17 protein-coding genes are annotated in these 17,939 nt (G+C 62.0%); 15 read left to right on the top strand and 2 right to left on the bottom strand.

Annotation, left to right across the window (positions count from 1 at the left end; all coding sequences use genetic code 11):
• Window positions 1-52 precede the first annotated feature (52 nt).
• The 13 genes from flhA to fliY all read left to right on the top strand — a co-directional run bounded on the left by flhA (window position 53) and on the right by fliY (window position 11,399).
• Window positions 53-2,080 carry a flagellar biosynthesis protein FlhA gene (flhA, locus tag DAUD_RS08840; RefSeq protein WP_242647922.1) on the top strand — a complete coding sequence of 676 codons (2,028 nt, stop codon included), beginning with the start codon at window positions 53-55 and terminating at the stop codon, window positions 2,078-2,080.
• Window positions 2,070-3,311 carry a flagellar biosynthesis protein FlhF gene (gene flhF, locus DAUD_RS08835; RefSeq protein ID WP_012302823.1) on the top strand — a complete coding sequence of 414 codons (1,242 nt, stop codon included), beginning with the start codon at window positions 2,070-2,072 and terminating at the stop codon, window positions 3,309-3,311. The genes flhA and flhF overlap by 11 nt, the downstream gene beginning before the upstream one ends.
• Entirely contained in the window at window positions 3,304-4,176 is an 873-nt protein-coding gene (locus DAUD_RS08830) for a MinD/ParA family protein (protein ID WP_012302822.1), read from the top strand. Before flhF ends, DAUD_RS08830 begins: the two co-directional genes overlap by 8 nt.
• 20 nt (window positions 4,177-4,196) lie before the next feature.
• Window positions 4,197-4,844 carry a flagellar brake protein gene (locus tag DAUD_RS08825; protein WP_012302821.1) on the top strand — a complete coding sequence of 216 codons (648 nt, stop codon included), beginning with the start codon at window positions 4,197-4,199 and terminating at the stop codon, window positions 4,842-4,844.
• A gap of 5 nt (window positions 4,845-4,849) precedes the next feature.
• A complete protein-coding gene (locus tag DAUD_RS08820; RefSeq protein WP_012302820.1) occupies window positions 4,850-5,623 on the top strand; it encodes a sigma-70 family RNA polymerase sigma factor in 774 nt (257 codons plus the stop codon).
• Window positions 5,613-6,050, top strand: a complete 438-nt coding sequence (locus DAUD_RS08815; RefSeq protein ID WP_012302819.1) for a hypothetical protein — start codon at window positions 5,613-5,615, stop codon at window positions 6,048-6,050. Before DAUD_RS08820 ends, DAUD_RS08815 begins: the two co-directional genes overlap by 11 nt.
• On the top strand, window positions 6,047-6,787 hold the full coding sequence (locus DAUD_RS08810) for a flagellar hook-basal body protein (RefSeq protein ID WP_012302818.1): 741 nt from the start codon (window positions 6,047-6,049) through the stop codon (window positions 6,785-6,787). The genes DAUD_RS08815 and DAUD_RS08810 overlap by 4 nt, the downstream gene beginning before the upstream one ends.
• A 117-nt stretch (window positions 6,788-6,904) precedes the next feature.
• Window positions 6,905-7,402, top strand: coding sequence for a chemotaxis protein CheD (locus tag DAUD_RS08805; RefSeq protein ID WP_041571303.1), 498 nt, complete (start codon window positions 6,905-6,907; stop codon window positions 7,400-7,402).
• A 1-nt stretch (window position 7,403) separates the two neighbouring features.
• On the top strand, window positions 7,404-8,213 hold the full coding sequence (locus DAUD_RS08800) for a CheR family methyltransferase (protein ID WP_012302816.1): 810 nt from the start codon (window positions 7,404-7,406) through the stop codon (window positions 8,211-8,213).
• The gene (locus DAUD_RS08795; RefSeq protein WP_012302815.1) at window positions 8,210-8,827 is read left to right on the top strand and encodes a chemotaxis protein CheC; all 618 of its coding nucleotides are present in this window, start codon (window positions 8,210-8,212) and stop codon (window positions 8,825-8,827) included. The genes DAUD_RS08800 and DAUD_RS08795 overlap by 4 nt, the downstream gene beginning before the upstream one ends.
• A 71-nt stretch (window positions 8,828-8,898) precedes the next feature.
• A complete protein-coding gene (locus tag DAUD_RS08790; RefSeq protein ID WP_012302814.1) occupies window positions 8,899-9,267 on the top strand; it encodes a response regulator in 369 nt (122 codons plus the stop codon).
• Window positions 9,268-9,298: 31 nt separating this feature from the next.
• On the top strand, window positions 9,299-10,297 hold the full coding sequence (fliM, locus tag DAUD_RS08785; RefSeq protein WP_012302813.1) for a flagellar motor switch protein FliM: 999 nt from the start codon (window positions 9,299-9,301) through the stop codon (window positions 10,295-10,297).
• Window positions 10,278-11,399, top strand: coding sequence for a flagellar motor switch phosphatase FliY (fliY, locus tag DAUD_RS08780; RefSeq protein ID WP_049752605.1), 1,122 nt, complete (start codon window positions 10,278-10,280; stop codon window positions 11,397-11,399). Before fliM ends, fliY begins: the two co-directional genes overlap by 20 nt.
• A gap of 100 nt (window positions 11,400-11,499) precedes the next feature.
• On the opposite strand, the gene DAUD_RS08775 is transcribed toward fliY, so the two are convergent.
• Window positions 11,500-12,831, bottom strand: a complete 1,332-nt coding sequence (locus DAUD_RS08775) for a transposase (RefSeq protein WP_012301317.1) — start codon at window positions 12,829-12,831, stop codon at window positions 11,500-11,502.
• A 255-nt stretch (window positions 12,832-13,086) separates the two neighbouring features.
• On the opposite strand from DAUD_RS08775, the gene DAUD_RS08770 reads away from it, so the two are divergent.
• Window positions 13,087-13,269 (top strand): FliM/FliN family flagellar motor switch protein, encoded by a 183-nt coding sequence (locus DAUD_RS08770; RefSeq protein WP_041570911.1) that lies wholly within the window; start codon window positions 13,087-13,089, stop codon window positions 13,267-13,269.
• Window positions 13,270-13,345: 76 nt separating this feature from the next.
• Here the strand turns inward: DAUD_RS08770 and DAUD_RS08765 are convergent, their stop codons facing one another.
• Window positions 13,346-15,022, bottom strand: coding sequence for an ABC1 kinase family protein (locus tag DAUD_RS08765; protein ID WP_408609597.1), 1,677 nt, complete (start codon window positions 15,020-15,022; stop codon window positions 13,346-13,348).
• Window positions 15,023-15,322: 300 nt separating this feature from the next.
• Between DAUD_RS08765 and DAUD_RS08760 the strand changes: the two genes are divergently transcribed.
• Window positions 15,323-17,740 (top strand): O-antigen ligase family protein, encoded by a 2,418-nt coding sequence (locus DAUD_RS08760; protein ID WP_012302810.1) that lies wholly within the window; start codon window positions 15,323-15,325, stop codon window positions 17,738-17,740.
• Window positions 17,741-17,939: the final 199 nt, after the last annotated feature.

The raw sequence follows: 17,939 nt of genomic DNA, 5'->3' as shown, positions 1-17,939 counted from the left end.
AATGGAGGTGGCGGTGGTGGAACGGCAGTCCTGGATCAAGCGGTACGCAGACATGGTCATCGCGGGCCTGATCATCGGGATCGTGCTCCTGATCATCATCCCCCTGCCGCCGGCCGCCCTGGACTTCTTCCTGGTCATCAGCCTGGGGCTCGGGATGATCATCCTCCTGATCACCCTTTTTGTGACCGACGCGCTGGAGTTTTCGGTGTTTCCCACGCTGCTCCTGGTGGTCACCCTGTACCGTTTGGCGTTGAACATCTCCTCCACCCGGCTCATCCTAGGCGAGGCGGAGGCCGGCAAGGTGATCGCCGCTTTCGGCGAGTTCGTGGTCGGCGGGAGCTATATCGTTGGGTTCATTGTATTCCTGATCATCACCCTGGTTCAGTTCGTGGTCATCACGAACGGCTCCAGCCGGGTGGCTGAGGTGGCCGCCCGGTTCACCCTGGACGCCATGCCCGGGAAGCAGATGGCGATCGACTCCGATTTCAACGCCGGGCTGATCACCGAGCAGGAGGCCCGGGAGCGGCGCCGGCGGCTGCAGCGGGAATCGGACTTCTATGGGGCGATGGATGGCGCCACCAAGTTCGTGCGCGGGGACGCCATCGCCGGGCTGGTGATTGTGTTCATCAACATCATCGGGGGGCTGGTGATTGGCATCGCGGTAATGCAGATGGACGCCCAGCAGGCGCTGACCACTTTCACCATCTTGACCATCGGCGACGGCCTGGTCACCCAGATTCCGGCCGTGCTGGTATCCACCGCCACCGGCATCCTGGTGACCAGGGCCGCTTCGGACACGAGCTTCGGGGGCGACGTTTCCCGGCAGTTCTTGAGTTTCCCCCGGGTGTTGGTGGTGGCCGCGGGAGTGCTGGTGGTGATGGGCCTGATCCCGGCCATGCCGAACCTCTTGTTTCTGGGGATGGGCGCGGCCCTGGGCCTCCTGGCATACAACCTGAACCGGGAGGAGCGCCGGCGGGAGGTGGCGGCGGCGGAGCAGGCGGCCGCCCGGGAGGTGCGCGAGCAAAAACGCGAGCCGGAAAACGTGCTTACCTACTTCCAGGTCGACCCGCTGGAGGTGGAGATCGGATACAACTTGATCCCCCTGGCAAGCGAGGAACAGGGCGGAGACCTCTTGCACCGGGTGGCGGGTGTGCGACGCCAGTGTGCCCAGGAGTTGGGCATTTACGTCCGCCCGATCCGGATCCGGGACAACCTGCAACTTAAGCCGAACACCTACGTTTTTAAGATGCGCGGGGTGGAAGCGGCGGAGGGCGAACTGGAGCCCGGGCGGTATCTGGCGATGGACCCGACGGGGGACCGGACTCTACAGGGCATTCCCACCCGGGAACCGACCTTCGGGCTGCCGGCCTGGTGGATCGCGCCCGAGAACCGCGAAGCGGCCGAGATCGACGGGTTTACCGTGGTCGATCCGGCGACCGTCCTGGCCACGCACCTTTCGGAGTTCATCAAGCGGCACGGGCATGAATTGCTGGGACGGCAGGAGGTGCAGGAACTGCTGAACGTGGTCAAGGAGAAGAACCCGGCGGTGGTCGAGGAATTGGTTCCCGGGCTGTTGTCACTGGGTGAGGTGCAGAAGGTGCTGCAGAATCTGCTTAAAGAACGTGTTCCGATCCGCGATATGGTGTCCATCCTCGAGGCGCTGGCCGACTGCGCCCGGCAGGACCGGAACGAGGACGCCCTGACCGAAGCGGCCCGTAAGGCCCTGTCCCGGACCATCTCCCGCCTGCACGCCCGGGAGGGCGGGAAGATCCGGGTGATCACCCTGCACCCGCGGCTGGAACAGCGACTCATCGACGCCGTGCAGCCGACGGCGCTGGGCGCTTTCCCGGTTCTGGAGCCCGGCACGGCCCAGAGAGTCATTCAAAGCCTGGGGGCCGCGGTGGAAAAGGCGCAGAGTAAGGGTCACCTCCCGGCGGTGCTCTGCTCGAGCCGGGTACGGCTGCCGTTCCGGCGCCTGACCGAGAGGCATTTCCCGCACCTGTCCATCCTGGCGCTGCAGGAGATTGCGCCGCAGATTGATGTGGAGGCGGTAGGGACGGTGACCCTGGATGAGGATTAAGCGCTACCTGGCTCGAGACATGAGTGAGGCCGTAGGATTGATCAAGGCGGACCTCGGCCCGGACGCGGTGATCATCTCCAGCCGGAAGGTGCGGTCCAAGGGGCTTTTCGGCTTTTTCCGACCCCGGCGCCTGGAAGTGACGGCCGCCTTGGACGAGAAGGAGACAGTCCCCCTGGGGCCCAAAGGGGACTATCCCCCTTGGCCGGAGCCGGGTGCCGCTGCGGTGGTCCGGACTGCTCATGAGTCGGCGGTACCCACCGGGGGCAGTGGACCGACTATCGTCCCGGTGCCGGAACCGGTGTCCGAGTTACACCGTGAACTGACCGAAATCAAGGGCATGCTCTCCCGTTTCTCCTCGGGCGTTCAGGCGGGGCACCCGGAGGTACCCGCTCGGGGTACCCGCGTTAGCGGGTCGGGTCAGCGGGTCGGGGAGGACGGCGAGGCTTTCTACGGAGAGTGGCAGCGGCTCCTTGAGGAAGTGGAAATCCTGCCGGATCTTACGACCCACCTGATTGCCGAACTGCGCCGTCAGGTCGATCCGCTCCACATCCAACGGAACGACCTGGCCCGGATCTGTCTTCAGAACGAGATTGTTCGGCTGGTGGAACCGGCCTACGCGCAGGCGGCCCAGAAGCGGATCATGGCCTTTGTCGGGCCCACGGGCGTGGGCAAGACGACGACCCTGGCCAAGATGGCGGCCCAGTACACTCTGTTTCACGGCAAGAGCTGCGCCATTATCACCATCGACACGTACCGGATCGGGGCGGTCGAGCAGTTGAACATCTACGCCGAGATAATGGGAGTGCCCTTGGAAATCGCCATGTCACCCCAGGATTTTGCGAAGGCGGTTCAGAGGCACCAGAACAAAGAATTCATTTTCGTGGACACAGCCGGCCGGCCGGCGCGGAACAGTGAAAAGGTGGCCGAACTGCACTCGTATTTCGCCGTGCTGGACGAGCCAGCCGACGTTATCCTGGTCTTGAGTTCGAACACCAAGCACCGCGACTTGCTGCGGGCAGTGCGGCATTTCGGAAAGGTGAACTATTCGAAGTTGATCTTCACCAAGGTTGACGAAACCGATACTCTGGGATGCATTTTGAATATGATTTGCCATACCGGAATGCCGGTGATCCAGATCACCGACGGTCAGAACGTCCCGGACGACATCCAGAACATGTACCCCAAGAAACTGGCGAAGCTCCTTACGAAGGGTGTGGAACCCGATGCGTGACCAGGCACACAATCTCCGTTCCCTCGCCCACGGGATCATTCGGCCGCGGGTAGAGCTCGATCCCGCGGCCACGCGGGTGATTGCGATCACCAGCGGCAAGGGCGGTGTGGGTAAGACCAACCTGACGGTGAACCTGGGGCTCGCCCTGGCCCGGACCTCCAGGCGCGTGTTCCTGCTGGACGCCGACCTGGGCCTGGCGAATATTGACGTGCTCTTGGGCCTGACTCCTACCCACAGCCTGTACGACGTACTGTACGGGGTCAAAAGGCTGGAGGATATCGTGGTGACCGGGCCGTTCGACGTACAGGTCATCCCCGGGGGAGCGGGCATTCAGGAGTTGGCGAACCTGGACAGCGCGCAGCGGGGGCGGCTGATCAACATGTTATCGTACCTGCGTACGGCCGACTTCCTGTTGATTGACACGGGTGCGGGCATCTCCCGGAACGTTTTGGGTTTCGTGGCGGCCGCCCGGGAGGTGGTCCTCGTCGTCACTCCGGAGCCCACGTCCCTGACCGACGCCTACAGTCTGATCAAGATCCTGGCCCGGCACAGGGTGCACAGTGAAATCAGCCTGGTGGTGAACCGGGCCACCAGTGAGCACGAGGCCGAGCAGGCCGCGGCTAAAATGCAGTTGGTGTGCGGCGAATTCCTGAAGTTCACCGTGCGGCACATCGGCTCCATCGGTGAGGACCCGGCGGTGGTTCGGGCGGTGAAGAACCAGGAGCCGTTCATTACGGCCGCGCCCAACTCGGTGGCGGCCCGGGACGTCCAGAACCTGGCCCGGTATTTCCTGAGCGGGCAAATTCAGGCGACGACCGGCGCGGTGGACAGCTTTATCGGCCGGCTCTTCCGGCTGTTCAGATGATTAATGAGGTGGTTTGGCCAATGCAACTGGAAATCGGCCAGAAAATGTATGTGGCCCGCGACGAAGACGCGGACAGCTACGTGACCTCGCTCCAGGACATGACCGGGGAGTATCTTTTGATCGGTATCCCCTACTACCTCGGTCAGCCCTTGATCCTGATGCAGGGCGACGCGATATTGGTGACCTACGTCGGCACTGACGGTGTGTACCGGTTTTCCACCGTGTGCCGGGGACGCCGCATGGACCGGGTTCCCTTGTACATACTGGGCCGGCCGGAACAGGTGGAGCGGATCCAGAGGCGGCGTTTGGTACGCCTGCCGGTAGCCCTGGAGGTCCGCGGCGGGGAGAAACCGAACTACGGCAGCGTGCAGGAATACAGCCGCTGGTACACGTCGGACATCAGCGCGGGCGGGATGAGCCTGATCTTGGAGAACCCTCCGGCGGTGGGTACCAAGCTGGTCCTGGAGTTCTCCATTCCGGTCCACGGCCGGCTCCGGCATATTTTCGCCGATGGTCAGGTGAAACGAGTCCAGCGGCTGGAAGGAAACGATGGCGAGACACGTTTCGCGGTGGGGATCAGATTTCAGGGGTTGTCCAAAGCCGATGAGGATGCGATCGTCGCTTTCATTTTCCGGAGGATGGCTGAGGAGCGGCGTAGTAGGGGGTGAAGGAAATGGCCATTGAAATCTGGCGCCGGTACCGGGACACCCGAAACAGCGGGTTGCGCGAGCAGCTCATTGTGGAGCACCTGCCCCTGGTCCGGCTCATCGCCGGACGCCTGGCGGTGCGGCCGCCGTCTTTCATTGCTCAGGAGGACCTGGAGGGCTGGGGGATCTTCGGACTGATCGAGGCCGTGGAAAAGTACGACCCAAACCACGGCACCGACTTCAGGACTTTTGCGTACCACCGGATTCGCGGGGCCATTCTGGACGAGGTGCGCCGCCAGTCCTGGCTGCCCCGCTCACTCTGGCACAAGCTCCAGGAGATTAACGAAGCCCGCGCCCGATTGGAGCGGGAAACCGGGGCCTCGGTCACGGACGCCGAGGTGGCCGCAAGCTTGGGGATGACCGATCTGGAGTTCCACCGCCTGGCGAATCACTTTCGTTCGGTTTCAGTCATGTCCCTGGACGACGTCCGGACGACCCGGAACGGAGAAGCGGTACCCTGGGGAAGCCTGATCGAGGATACCGGCAGCCCGGATCCGTTGGAACAGGTTTTGGAGGAGGAGGACCACCAGACTCTGGTGGCGGCGATCACCCAGCTGGAGGAAAAAGACCGGTTGGTCTTGGCCTTGTACTACCAGGAGGGGTTGACGTTGAAGGAACTCGGACGGGTGCTCGAGGTTACCGAATCCCGGGCCTGCCAACTGCACGCCCGGGCAATTGCCCGGCTGCGGGAAAAGATCGCACAAGCGGTGGCCGAAAAAGGGGGACGGAGTGGTGGTTGACAATCCCTGGTTGTTCACCATGCTCTATCTGGGTGGGGTGCTTGTAATGTTCGCGGTGCTGGCCGGCGGGTTTTTCGTCTGGCTGCGCCGCCAGCGCCGGTCTTTCGACGAGGAACTGGAACTGCGGGCGGCCCGTGAACCCGAACCGGAAATCCAACTCAAGAATTTAGAGAACCAGATCGAAAAACTAATCAGGGTCAACACCGAGATGAATGAGCGGCTGAAGTGGATGGAAGGCCAACTCTCGGCCCTGATGGCCCAGGGCGGCCGTCCCGGAAGGAAGGTGCCCCTGCATGAGCAGGTGTACCAGGCTTTCGACCGGGGCAAGCCGGTCACCGAACTGGCCCGCCAGTTCGGCCGGCATAAGGGGGAAATTGAACTAATGCTCAATCTGCGGCGCATGCGCCGGGAGGGTGAAAGCGGATGATCAGGGGAGTCTACACTGCGGCTTCGGGCATGCTCGCCGGGCAGACCCGCCTGGATGCGGTGGCCCATAATATCGCCAACGTCAATACCACGGGTTTCCGGCGACAGGTACCGGTCTTTGCGCCCTATCTACAGACGGCGGTTGGGCGGCATGAAAAACGGGTGACCCCTATCGGCACCACTTCCCTAGGGACCGTGCCCACGGCCCTGGTGACCGATCTGACCGGGGGACCGGTGGTCCAAACCGGGCGTACCATGGACCTGGCCCTGGAGGGGGAAGGGTTTTTCACGGTGGAACGGGAGGGACAACAGCTCTACACCCGGGCCGGGTCATTCAAGGTAGACGCGTCCGGTATTCTCGTCACCCGGGCGGGGGACCCGGTGCTGGGGGAGCGCGGGCCGCTGAAGGTGGGGCACGATGGCTTCACGGTGAGCGCGGACGGGCGGGTATTCTCGTCCACGGGGGAAGAACTGGATCGTTTGCGTCTGACAGCACTGCCCGGCCGGGAGACGTGGGTGCGTACTCCGGACGGTTACCTGATGACCGGGGAGGCGACCGCGCCGGCCATAAACACCCGGGTGCACCAGGGCTACCTGGAGGGGTCCAACGTACACCTGGCCGTGGAACTGGTGGATCTGTTGCTGGCATCGCGGCTTTATGCGGCCAACCAGCGTGTGGCCAGGACTCAAGACACGCTAGTTGAAAAGGCGATCAACCAGGTCGGCGCACTCCGGTAGGTACCGGAATGAGGATTCACCTGCCGTCAAAGACCCGCCGGGTGGGCGCCTTGGCCCGCCGGTTCGGGAGAAGAACGGAGGTTTTGTGCCCAGAGCGCAATGTCTGACAGAGTATTAATGAGAACGGAGCAAATACAAGAAATACACGTTGGGATTGCGGAGTACGGTATCGCCCGCAGTCCGCACCGCCTGCTCACCCTCGGTCTGGGTTCGTGTGTTGGCGTGGCGCTGTATGACCCGGTGATCCGGGTGGGTGGTCTGGCCCACGTCATGCTTCCGGACAGCACGCAGTTCCGCACCGGGGGCAAACCGGCCAAGTTTGCGGATCTGGCGGTGAAGAACCTGGTCCATGACCTGCGGCTGGCCGGTGTCCGGAACGGGCGGGTGGTGGCGAAACTGGCGGGCGGGGCCCAGATGTTTTTCGGAAACAACCGGGCGGCGCAGATGGCCATTGGTGAACGAAACATTGAGGCGGTCCGCAGTATCCTGAAAGAATTGGGGATCGCAATCGTGGCCGAGGATGTCGGGGGGGACAAAGGGCGGACGATCAGCCTGGACACGTCCAACGGTTCCCTTACCGTCCGTACCCTCGGACTGCCGGTGCGGGTGATCTGAAATGGATTTCCAGGAATTCAAGAACCGGGTGGCCAGGGACTTGAAGCTTGATCTGAACAGCTACAAGGACGCTCAGCTGCGGCGGAGGATCAACACCCTGATGATCCGGAAGAAAATCGGGAGCTACGCGGAGTACTACCGGATCATTTCCGGAGACCGGCAGAGCTTTGCGGATTTTGTTGATTTTTTGACGATCAACGTCACCGAGTTTTTCAGAGATATCCGGGCTTTTCAGGAACTGGAAAAAAGGGTGCTTCCGGAACTGCTGGCCGGCAACCGGCGGTTGAAGATCTGGAGCGCGGCCTGTTCAAACGGCGCGGAGCCGTATTCGTTGGCGATCATCCTGGACGAGTTGACTCCGGGAATACACCATCGGATCGAGGCCACCGATCTTGATCCCAACGTGCTGCAGACGGCGGTCCGGGGCTTGTACCCGCCCGACCTGTTGCGGAACATGCCGCAAAGCCGCCTGGAGAAATACTTCCGGAACGAGAACGGCCGCTACGCCCTTGACCCGCAGATCAAGAAAAGGGTCACCTTCCGCCAGCACGACCTCCTGGCGGACCCTTACGGGCAAGGCTTCGACCTGATCGTGTGCCGGAACGTGCAGATTTACTTCACCAGAGAGGCCCAGTGGCGGGTGAACAGCCGTTTCAGCCAGGCGCTGCGGCCTGGCGGGGTGCTTTTCCTGGGAGCGAGCGAAACGATCTTAAACGCTGCTGAATTCGGACTGGAACGCATGGCGATTTCCTTCTACCGCCGGACGGATGCCGGGAGCAGATTCAAGCAGGGGGTGAGCAAAGGACAGTGAAATTCTCTAACTCGGAGATCGACGTCCTCCGGGAAATCGGGAACATTGGGGTGGGCAACGCGGCAACGGCGCTGGCGTCTCTTTTGCAGGCCAAAGTGAGTATCAAGTTGCCGCGGGTGGCATTCCTCGAACTGGAGGAGGCCATCGAATCGATCGGGGGGCTGGAGCAGCCGGTGGTCTGTGTGAACTTGCAGGTCGGTGGGGATATTTCGGCCACCCTGCTTTTCATCTTTGACCAGGAGAGCGCGTGCGCCCTGGTGGAACTGCTCTTGGATCGTGAGAAGGGGACAGTAACAGCCCTCGACGAAATGGGCCGCTCGGTCGTGATGGAGATCGGCAACATCCTGACCGGCTCGTTCACCGGTGCGATCGCCACCATGACCGGGCTGCGGCTGGTCCCGTCCGTGCCGGTGCTGGCGCACGACATGTTGGGGGCGCTGTTTACCGATTCGGTGGCCTCCAGCGGTTACCTGGATGAACGGGTTTTATGCATCCAGACCAGCTTCCTGGGGGCGTTCAATCAGGACCAGGTGGACAGCCACATGATCCTGCTCCCCGACATCGATTCCCTGGACCACCTTTTCGAGGCGCTGGGGGTGGCGGCGGCGGGCTGATGACCTCCGGCGGGTTCCGCCCGATCTCGCAGGTCGTAAAAGCGTTTTCACTCATCTAAGGAGGGAAGGAAATGGCCAAGCGGATTCTGATAGTGGACGATGCGGCTTTCATGCGGATGATGATCAAGAACATCCTCACCAAGTACGGATACGAGATCGTGGGGGAGGCCGAGGACGGTTCGATGGCTGTCAAGCTGTACAAGGACTTGCGCCCGGATCTGGTGACCATGGACATCACCATGCCCGTGATGGACGGGATTGAAAGCACGAAGGCTATACTGGCCCAGGATCCCAAGGCGAACATCGTTATGGTCAGCGCGATGGGTCAGCAGGCCATGGTGATGGAAGCCATCCAGGCCGGAGCCAAGGACTTCATCGTGAAGCCGTTCCAACAGGAGCGCATTCTCCAGGCGATCGAAAGAGTGCTGATGCGGAACTAGTACGGAAAACCGGTGGAGAGGGGGGGATCACTTGAAGGAAATCCTGACCCAGGGGGAAATCGACGCGCTGTTGTCGGCGGTGGCCACCGGCCATATCAAGGCGGAGGACCTCCGGGAACTGGAGTTGCAGACTCCGTACAAACTGTACGACTTCCGGCGGCCGAACAAGTTCTCCAAGGAGCAGCTTCGCACCCTGCAGACCGTTCACGAGGGATATGCACGCATCCTTTCGAACTTCCTGTCCGGCTATCTCCGATCCACGATTGTGGTCCGGGTGGCCTCGGTTGACCAGTTCACCTTCGACGACTTCGTGCGCTCCGTGCCCATCCCGACCGTGCTGACCATCATCACCCTCAAGCCGCTGAAGGGAATGGCGGTGATGGAAACCAACCCGCAGTTCCTGTTCCCGATCATCGACCTCCTGTTCGGAGGGCCGGGCGAACCACCCAAAAGGGTCCGGGAACTGACCGACATCGAGTTGTCCGTGGTCCGGAAGCTGAACAAAAAACTGCTGGAGAATTTCCAGCTAGCCTGGCAGGACATTTACCGGATGGAGCCCGAAATAGAATCCGTCGAAACCAACCCGCGGCTGCACCAGATCATTTCGCCGAGCGAAATCGTGGCGGTGATCACCCTGACCGCGGTCGTAGGCGCTACGGCGCGGGGCCTGATCAACATCTGCCTGCCGCACATCATGCTGGACCCGGTGCTCATGCACCTGTCCTCGTTTTACCGGCATGTGCACGGCGCGCTGGTGCCGGACGGTACCGAGGGAAAGCGGATGGAGTACTGGATTGAGCGGGCGCCGGTCGAACTGAGCGCGGTGGTCGGGGAGAGCGAGATCACGGTTCAGGATTTGCTGCAGCTGCAGGTGGGGGACGTAGTGCCCCTGTCGCGGCGGGTGACCCAGGATCTGGACCTCTACGTGAGCGACCAGCTGAAATTCAAGGCACAGGCGGGTGTTCTGGGCCGCTACCTGGCGGTGCAGGTGACCTCCCTGGTGGAAGGCGGTGACCGGGCTGTTGGATAAGATCCTGGACCAGGAGGAAATAGACGCCCTGCTCAAGGCCGGAGGGGCGAAAGCCCCCGGGGAAAGGGAGGGTGTCCGGAAGGACCCGGCGGGTGAGCTGACCGATGTGGAGAAAGATACCTTGGGCGAAATCGGTAACATCTGCATGGGATCAGCGGCCACCACCCTCTCGGCGCTTTTGGGCCAAAAGGTTAGCATCACCAGTCCGGTGGTGACGGTCAAGCCGCGGGAGGAGCTTCTGAAACAGTTCACCGTGCCCTACCTCGCGATTGAGGTCAAGTTTACGGCGGGGCTGGAAGGTTCCGTTCTGCTGGTGATCGAGGTGAAGGACGCGGCGGTCGTCGCCGACCTGATGATGGGCAACGACGGCAAGAACCCGCCGCCGGAACTGGGAGAGATGGAGATCAGCGCCGCCTCCGAGGCGATGAACCAGATGATCGGGACATCGGCTACCGCTCTGGCCCAGCTGGTCGGGCGTACCGTGAGCATTTCGCCGCCGCGGGCGAGGGTGCTGCAGATTAACGCTGATGCTGAAAAGGTGGTCGGTGAATTCGAAGCGGTCATGGTGGTAGTTTCCTTTAACATGCAGGTAGGGGACCTGATCGATACCAGCATCTTTCAGATAATGACCGTGGATACGGCCCGGAATGAGGCTGATCTGCTCCTGCGGGGGTTGGATACTTCAGCCGAACCGGCCGCGGCCGCCGAGCCCAAGCCCGAGCCCGCCGCGCCGCCCCGGCAACCCGCGGGTCAAACCGCGACCGTTTACCAGGTTCCGTACCCGAAAACGACTCCGGCACCAGACCCGGCACCGGCGCCGGCATGGTCCCAGGAAGCGCCGGGGACCGCACCGGATGCGGGCGCCGGCTTTTCGGAGCTTGCTCTCGAGAAGCTGGACCTGATCCTCGATTTGCCGCTGAAGGTGACCGTGATCCTCGGCCGGTCCAAACGACCGATCAAGGACGTGCTCGGCCTTACCCCGGGTTCCATCATCAGCGTTTTGCGTTGTAAGCATTTTTGGTCCCGACAAGGCAACGCCCACACCCGGCACCGGCTGTTCCCCAAGCCACAAAACACAGTTAGCAACCTAATATTGGGGTAAATGGAGTATATAGACTATGCCGCTCTGCCAAAGGGCAAACTTACCCCAGCGCCACTCTGGGCGTCTCTTGGCAGGTAATCTGTTTTCCGGTTGAGCCCCGTCAGGCCGCCTTCACCAGGCTCCTTAAGTCTATTCCTTGTTTTTGTCGCAGTCGGCCCACGGCCATCGCCAGCATCACCATCAGGGCCAACCCGCAACGCAGCTTCATCTTCTTCAAGCCCCGAATGAAATGCTTTTCAAATCCGTAGGCCTCGTCCAGGCGGGCATTTACCCTTTCTACCGCCGTACGCTTTTTGTAGAGTGTTTTCCACTTGTAGCTGGACCGCGCCAGCGGGGTGAAGATCCGCCGGTCTTCCACCAGGGGAATACGTATCCCACCGGTTGCGGCACATTGTTCCATGCCCCGGCACTCTACTCCGTAGTGCCGGGCCGGACAGCGGTATTTCAAGGTTTCCCGGTCTTTCTCAAATCCCCCGAAGGCCATCTCGCGACGTTTGTTTGTCTCGGGGCAGCAACAATAAACCGTTCCACGGTAATCGTAAACGATGTTCTCCTTACCGGTTACAAGCCACGTCTCCTCGCCGTCCCGCCACGTGTTGCGGATGTCAATCACGGGCTTGATCCGGTATTCGTCCCAGAGTTTCACGTTTAGCTTGATGTCGTCAAAGGCTTTGTCCGCCGCCAATGCCTCGCAGCGGGCCACAATCTCCGGATGCTCTTTCGCCACCCGATCAATGAGTATATGTCCCTCTTTCACGTCGCTGGCCGACGCCTTTGTCACCGCAAATCCCACCGGCAGTTCATAAACAGCGTCAACTACAAGGTGGAGTTTGTAGCCAAACCACCACACGACTTTTTCCCATAGGGTGCCGCCTTTCTTACGCCCCCGGTATGTTTTCCGGCCCCAGTCCGCATCGGTGTCCCGGCGCCCGTCAGGCTTTTGGACCTTCTCTTCTTCATCCCGCTTTTTGCCCCGGGCCAGACTGCTGACGGCTTTGCTGTCTATGGCCAAAATTCGACCGAAATCCGGTAGCAGCACTCTTATTTCATCCACCAGCCGCGTAAATATGTTTTCCACTTCGTCGGCGTGCCGCATCAGTTTCACCAAGATGCGGCTGTATATGTAAGAAGGCGGAACGGCATCCTCGCCCCGGGCCGGATCAAAACCGCAAAGTTCCCGCAACTGGCCGTTCCGGCAGAGTTCCCGCCGCAGGCTCTCCACAGACACGTGCTGAAATACGATCCCGGCCAGGATGGAGTTCCAAACCGCCCGCACCGGGTAATCATCCCGTCCCTTACCACGCTCTCTCTCCAGCTTTTGCATCAACTGCTCATCGGGCAGGTGGTTCACTACAAGCAAAAAACGTTCCAAGTCACCGAGTTCGTCGATTTCCTGCCACCCAAAAAGCCGCTGTTGTGGTATAATGGCCATAAGGGAAACCTCCTTCGTGGTTCTTTTTTGGTGGTTACAAAAAGGATTCTCCACAAAAGGGGGTTTTCCCTTCTTATTTCTCATTCTCCTTCGCTTTTTCTCCGCTTTTCTCCCTTGGGGTCAATTTTGCCGATCCGCCCGTTACCCATCCCTGCAAACCGCATAAAATCCGGATTGGACCGGGGTAAAATGTTTTTTCCGCAACTCTAAAACAGCCTATTTATCTTTTCTCCCGAACATCGCAAATGGCTTATCATGGAGTTGTCCAACCTGGCCGACGAACCGGTGGAAATCCTGGTGAACGGGGCGCTCGTGGCCTGGGGCGAAGTGGTGGTCGTGAACGATAACTTCGGCGTGCGGATCACCTCAATCATCAGCCCCCGCGACCGAATCCAGAACCTCCGAAATACACCTCCGCGCAGCCAACCGTTCAAGTAACACGGTCGAGACAGATCATACCAATACTTCTGAGCACCAAATCCCGGCCGTTGAGGTTGCCGGCCAGAATTACCGGCTACAGGCATCCGGAACGCAGGACCTTATACAGGAGCCAGGCACCGAGCACCAGCCCGGAGAAGAAGGTCAGGTCGGCGGCCGAAACGGAGTCGGCGAACCGGTAGTCCATGTAGGCGAAGAGGGCAGAACTCAAAAAAAGGATACCCACCAGCGCGGCGAGCACCAGCCGGTTGGCGAGGGCCGAAATCCGGCCTCCGAGCCGGTCCAGGCCGGGGTTGTCCTGCTTGATCCGGAGTTCGCCCCGGGCTAGCTGCTCCAGGACGTCGTGCAGCTGGAACGGCACCCGGGACGCGATTTGGGCGTACTCCGGGAGGCTCTCGCCCCAGAGGCGCCGCAGGCGCTTGATGCTGTAGCGCTCGGCCAGCAGGCGCTTGCCCAGGGGCCGAGCCACGTCGACCACGCTGATTTCGGGGTCCAACTGCCGGACCAGGCCGTCGGCCGTGATGATCGACTTGATCAGCATGGTCAGCTCATTGGGCAGGCGCACCCGGTGCCGGTAGGCCAGCACCAGAAAGTCCTGCATGGATTCGGACACGTTGATCTGGTTCACCGGGACGTCGTAGTATTTTTGCTGCAGCCGCTCGATGTCGCGGCGCAGCAGGTTCAAATCCACGGTGTCGGGCACGGCGCCCGAGCGCAGTACGCTTCGCACCACCATGTCCGCGTTCCTCCGGATCATCCCCAGCATGATCTGCCCCAGGTTGTCCCGGTTCTCCGGACTTAAGCGCCCGATGATCCCGAAGTCGATCAGCGCGAGCCGTTCCCCCGGCAGGACCGAGATGTTCCCGGGATGGGGGTCGGCGTGAAAGATGCCGTCCACCAGCATCTGCTTCAGGAGCACGTCCGCCAGCACCCGGGCCAGCCGCTTGCGGTCCATCCCCGCCGCTTCCAGCGCCTCCAGGTTCGAGAGTTTGATACCCTCCACGTACTCCAGGGTCAGCACCCGCTCGGAGGTGTGGCTCCACTGGACCCGGGGCACCAACACCCGCGGGTCGCCCTCCAGGTTGCGGCGGATGGCGTCGGCGTGCCGGGCCTCGGCCCGGAAGTCGGTCTCCTCGGCGATCGCTTCCCGGAACTCCTCGGCCATGTTGGTGAAGTTATACATCCGGCCCCAGGGGGTGTGCCGGTCGGCTAGGCGGGCAAAATCGAGCATGATCAGGAGGTCCAGGTGGATCTGTTCCTTCACTCCCGGGCGCTGCACCTTGACTACCACGTCGGTGCCGTCGTGCATGGCTGCCCGGTGGACCTGGGCGATGGAGGCGGCCGCCAGGGGCTCGGGGTCGAAGCGGGCGTAAAGCGCCTCCAGGGGTTGGCCCAGTTCCCGTTCCACGACGCGCCGGACTTCGGCGGCTGGAATCGGGGGCACGTCGTCCTGCAGCCGTTCCAGCTGTTCGATGTACTCCGCGGAAAGGAGGTCGGCCCGGGTGGACAAGAGCTGGCCCAGCTTGATGAAGGTCGCCCCCAGCTCTTCGAGCACCAGGCGCAGCCGCTCGGGGGAGGAGCGCTTCATGACCTCGCGGGGGCGGCGGCCGATGGTGCGGCGCGGGAGGGCGATCAGGTCGGCCAGCCCCAACTGGTGGAGCAGGTAATCGAACCCGTGCCTGGTTAGGATCCGGGCGATCTCACGGTAGCGCTTCACCATCCGGTAGCGCCGGCGCAGTCCAACGAACAACACGATCCCCCCGCACCCGTTAGCCTGTCAATTTTTATTATAATATAACCGCCTGTGCCTCCGGGGCGAGAAAAAGGGGCCTGGCCCCTTTTTCTTTCCCTTTTTCTTTCCCTTTTTCTTTCCCTTTTTCTTTCCAGGTCGGAAAATGTTGACTTTGCGGGGTTTTCCGCCGTAAACTGGTGATGTGACACAAGCCTTTACCACAGCGGTGGCGGTATAGAGCCGTTCTTTCAGGCCCCACTGCCGGGCGCAAGTGTCTCACACTTACGACAGTTGACCAACAAAGGAGCGTTAGAAGCCTATATGACCAGAGCAGGCGCCAGAACCACGACCGTTCCCCTCGCCGCTGTCACCCGGACCGCCCAGCCGTTTTCCTTCACCTTCGCCTTCTGGGGCCTGATGACCATCCTCTTTGCGAGTCCCTATCTGCGGGGCCTTTTCTTTGCTGCGGAACAGTACTGGGCTGTGGCCCTGGCCGCGGTGCTGTTCTTTTTTGTCTGGGTCGGGAAAGTCGCCACCCATGAGAACCGGATGTTTGAACACCCCCTGGACTACCTCATGCCGGTCCTGCCGGCGCTCTACCTCTTCAGCGCCTTCTTCGCGGTGAACACCGGAATGGCCGTGGACGAGATCGTCAGGGCTGTCCTGTACTTCCTGGCCTTCTGGATCGCGGCTCGGGTGATCAGCTCCGCCGACGACCTGCACCGGGTATTCCACGTCATCTACCTGAGCGCCGCCGGCGTGGCCTTGGCCGGACTGGCCACCGCCACCGGCATCATTGAAATCCGGGACGGCTTCCTGGGGGGGCGCATCTACTCCACTTTCCAGTACCCGAACGCCCTGGCGAACTACCTCATGGCCGTGCTCTTCCTGGGGTTCTACCTGTGGCAGCGCCGGGTGGTGGAACCGCCCCCAGAGGGACAAAACCCCTTCATCCAGATGGGCGTGCCGCAATGGCTTAAGAATTTCGACCCCTACCCCTACTACTACGCCCTTGGTAACTTTTTGCTCATGGCCGTATTCTTCGGGACGAAATCCCAGGGCGGCTTCATCGTCTTCGGCCTGCTGTTGCCGCTATTTGTGTTCGGGCTGCCTGCCGAACGGCGCTTTCCGGTGGCGGTCCATCTACTGCTGGTGGCTGTGCCGGCCCTCCTGGCTATTAACCGTTTCCTGGCCGCCGTTGCGGACGGACGGCTTGAGCCGGCCTGGCTCTGGGTACTCCTGGGGCTGTTCCTGGTCGCCTTGGGGCAGCTCCTGTGGGGGCGGCTATACCGGTCTTCCCTGCGGGCGTGGGTCGAGCAGCGCGGTCCGGCCGCGGCCCTGGGCGGGCTGGCCCTGGGCCTGGCGGGCGCGGCCGTTTTCATCCTGGTCAACTGGGAAAGGTTCCAGGCTATGGTCAAGTGGCATAACCTGGAACACCGTGTTTACTTCATCGCCACCGCCTGGGAAATGGTGCTGGCGAGGCCCCTCACCGGCTGGGGAGGCGGCGGCTGGGCGGAGGCCTATCAGGCCTTTCTGCCCTACCTGTTCACCAGCCGGCAGGTGCACGGCCACTACCTGCAGGTGGGCGTGGAGACCGGTATCCTTGGGATGTTCCTGTTTGCGGCGATCTGGGGGGTTTTTCTCTGGACGGCCTACCGTCTGTACCTGAAAAGCGCCAAAGACCCCGGGCGGCGCACCCTGGTCTGGACGATGGTGCTGGCCTGCCTGGCCGTCGGCATTCACTCGGCGCTCGACTTCAACTTCTCGCTCGGGGCCCTGGCGCTGGTGGTCTGGGTCCTGTTCGGGGCGCTGGTAGGCCTGGAGCGGGAAGCACGAACCGCCGCGGCGGCGGTGGAGGCGGTGCGCCGGAAGAAGCGTAAACTGTCGTCCTACGTACCGCCGGACTACAACCGGCTGACCGCCGTAGGCATCTGCGCCGGGCTGCTTGTCTGCGGCGTGCTGGTCCTGTCCGCTGCTTCCGCGAAGGCGGCCCAGGGCGCGGCGCTTCTGCAGCAGGGGCAGTTGAAGGAAGGACTCGGGGCCGTGCAGCTTGCGGCGGCCTACAACCCGTTCAACGGCGATTACAACTACCTGCTTGCCCAGATCTACCAGGCCCGCGGCGACCAGGACGCCGCGCTGGCGGAGATCGAGCGGGCCGTCAACAAGAGCCGGTACAACCCGGCCTACCACGAATTCCGGGCGCACCTCCTGAGCGCCCGGGGCGACTACGAAGCCGCTGCGGCCGGCGCCGAGGAGGCGGTGACCAAAGCCCCACTGGCCGTGGGCCGCTACGAGGCTCTGGTGCGCACCTATTTCACGGCCGGCTACGGGGAGATTCAAGGGGACGACCCGGAAGCGGCCCGAGAGTACTTCGAGGCCGTCCTGGCCGTGCCGGCACGGATGGAGGCGGTCATGGCCGGGCTCTCCGACACCGAAAAACGTCTCTGGTCGGGACCTCAACTGGGGGTGACCGGCGCCATGCAGTTCCCGCTCGGCGCCGCCCATTATTTCCTGGGCGAGTTCGAGGCCGCCGCCGCCGCCTTCGAAGCGGCCGCCGGCACCGAAGAAGATGAAACCGCCCGGGGTGAGATCCTGGTCTGGCAGGCCGTGGTGGCCGAGGCGCAGGGGGACACGGAGCAAGCGGGCGCGTTCCTGGCCGAAGCCGGGAAACTGAACCCGGAAGCGCCCGGGATTTACGCCGGGATCAGGGAACTGCCGGTCCTGCAAAAAGTGAAGTGATCCCGGCCGTCGGCGGAAAATATCCGGCACCGGGTCGAAACAGAGTGGGGCAAGCCACTGGAACCATTCCTTCCAGCATGACCGGGACAGCTCTACCAACACAAACGGCAGTCTCATTCCATTGTCTGGCTGGCCGCGCTGCGGGAGCATTTCCGTTGCCTGCCCGAAATCATTATAAAATCGCTGCGGGAAGACCCGC

Origin of the sequence: Candidatus Desulforudis audaxviator MP104C (assembly GCF_000018425.1) — a bacterium.
In the GTDB taxonomy this organism is placed as follows: domain Bacteria; phylum Bacillota; class Desulfotomaculia; order Desulfotomaculales; family Desulforudaceae; genus Desulforudis; species Desulforudis audaxviator.
The sequence above is the reverse complement of the archived record's forward strand: the minus strand, read 5'-3'. Positions and strand labels throughout refer to the sequence as shown.

Bases quoted from the DNA above. Each gene is read 5' to 3' on its own strand.
- DAUD_RS08825 (WP_012302821.1), top strand. From the start codon at position 4,197: ATGCAACTGGAAATCGGCCAGAAAATGTATGTGGCCCGCGACGAAGAC.
- DAUD_RS08810 (WP_012302818.1), top strand. From the start codon at position 6,047: ATGATCAGGGGAGTCTACACTGCGGCTTCGGGCATGCTCGCCGGGCAG.
- DAUD_RS08820 (WP_012302820.1), top strand. From the start codon at position 4,850: ATGGCCATTGAAATCTGGCGCCGGTACCGGGACACCCGAAACAGCGGG.
- flhF (WP_012302823.1), top strand. From the start codon at position 2,070: ATGAGGATTAAGCGCTACCTGGCTCGAGACATGAGTGAGGCCGTAGGA.
- DAUD_RS08805 (WP_041571303.1), top strand. From the start codon at position 6,905: ATGAGAACGGAGCAAATACAAGAAATACACGTTGGGATTGCGGAGTAC.
- DAUD_RS08790 (WP_012302814.1), top strand. From the start codon at position 8,899: ATGGCCAAGCGGATTCTGATAGTGGACGATGCGGCTTTCATGCGGATG.
- DAUD_RS08830 (WP_012302822.1), top strand. From the start codon at position 3,304: ATGCGTGACCAGGCACACAATCTCCGTTCCCTCGCCCACGGGATCATT.
- DAUD_RS08775 (WP_012301317.1), bottom strand. From the start codon at position 12,831: ATGGCCATTATACCACAACAGCGGCTTTTTGGGTGGCAGGAAATCGAC.
- flhA (WP_242647922.1), top strand. From the start codon at position 53: ATGGTCATCGCGGGCCTGATCATCGGGATCGTGCTCCTGATCATCATC.
- DAUD_RS08800 (WP_012302816.1), top strand. From the start codon at position 7,404: ATGGATTTCCAGGAATTCAAGAACCGGGTGGCCAGGGACTTGAAGCTT.
- DAUD_RS08760 (WP_012302810.1), top strand. From the start codon at position 15,323: ATGACCAGAGCAGGCGCCAGAACCACGACCGTTCCCCTCGCCGCTGTC.
- DAUD_RS08770 (WP_041570911.1), top strand. From the start codon at position 13,087: ATGGAGTTGTCCAACCTGGCCGACGAACCGGTGGAAATCCTGGTGAAC.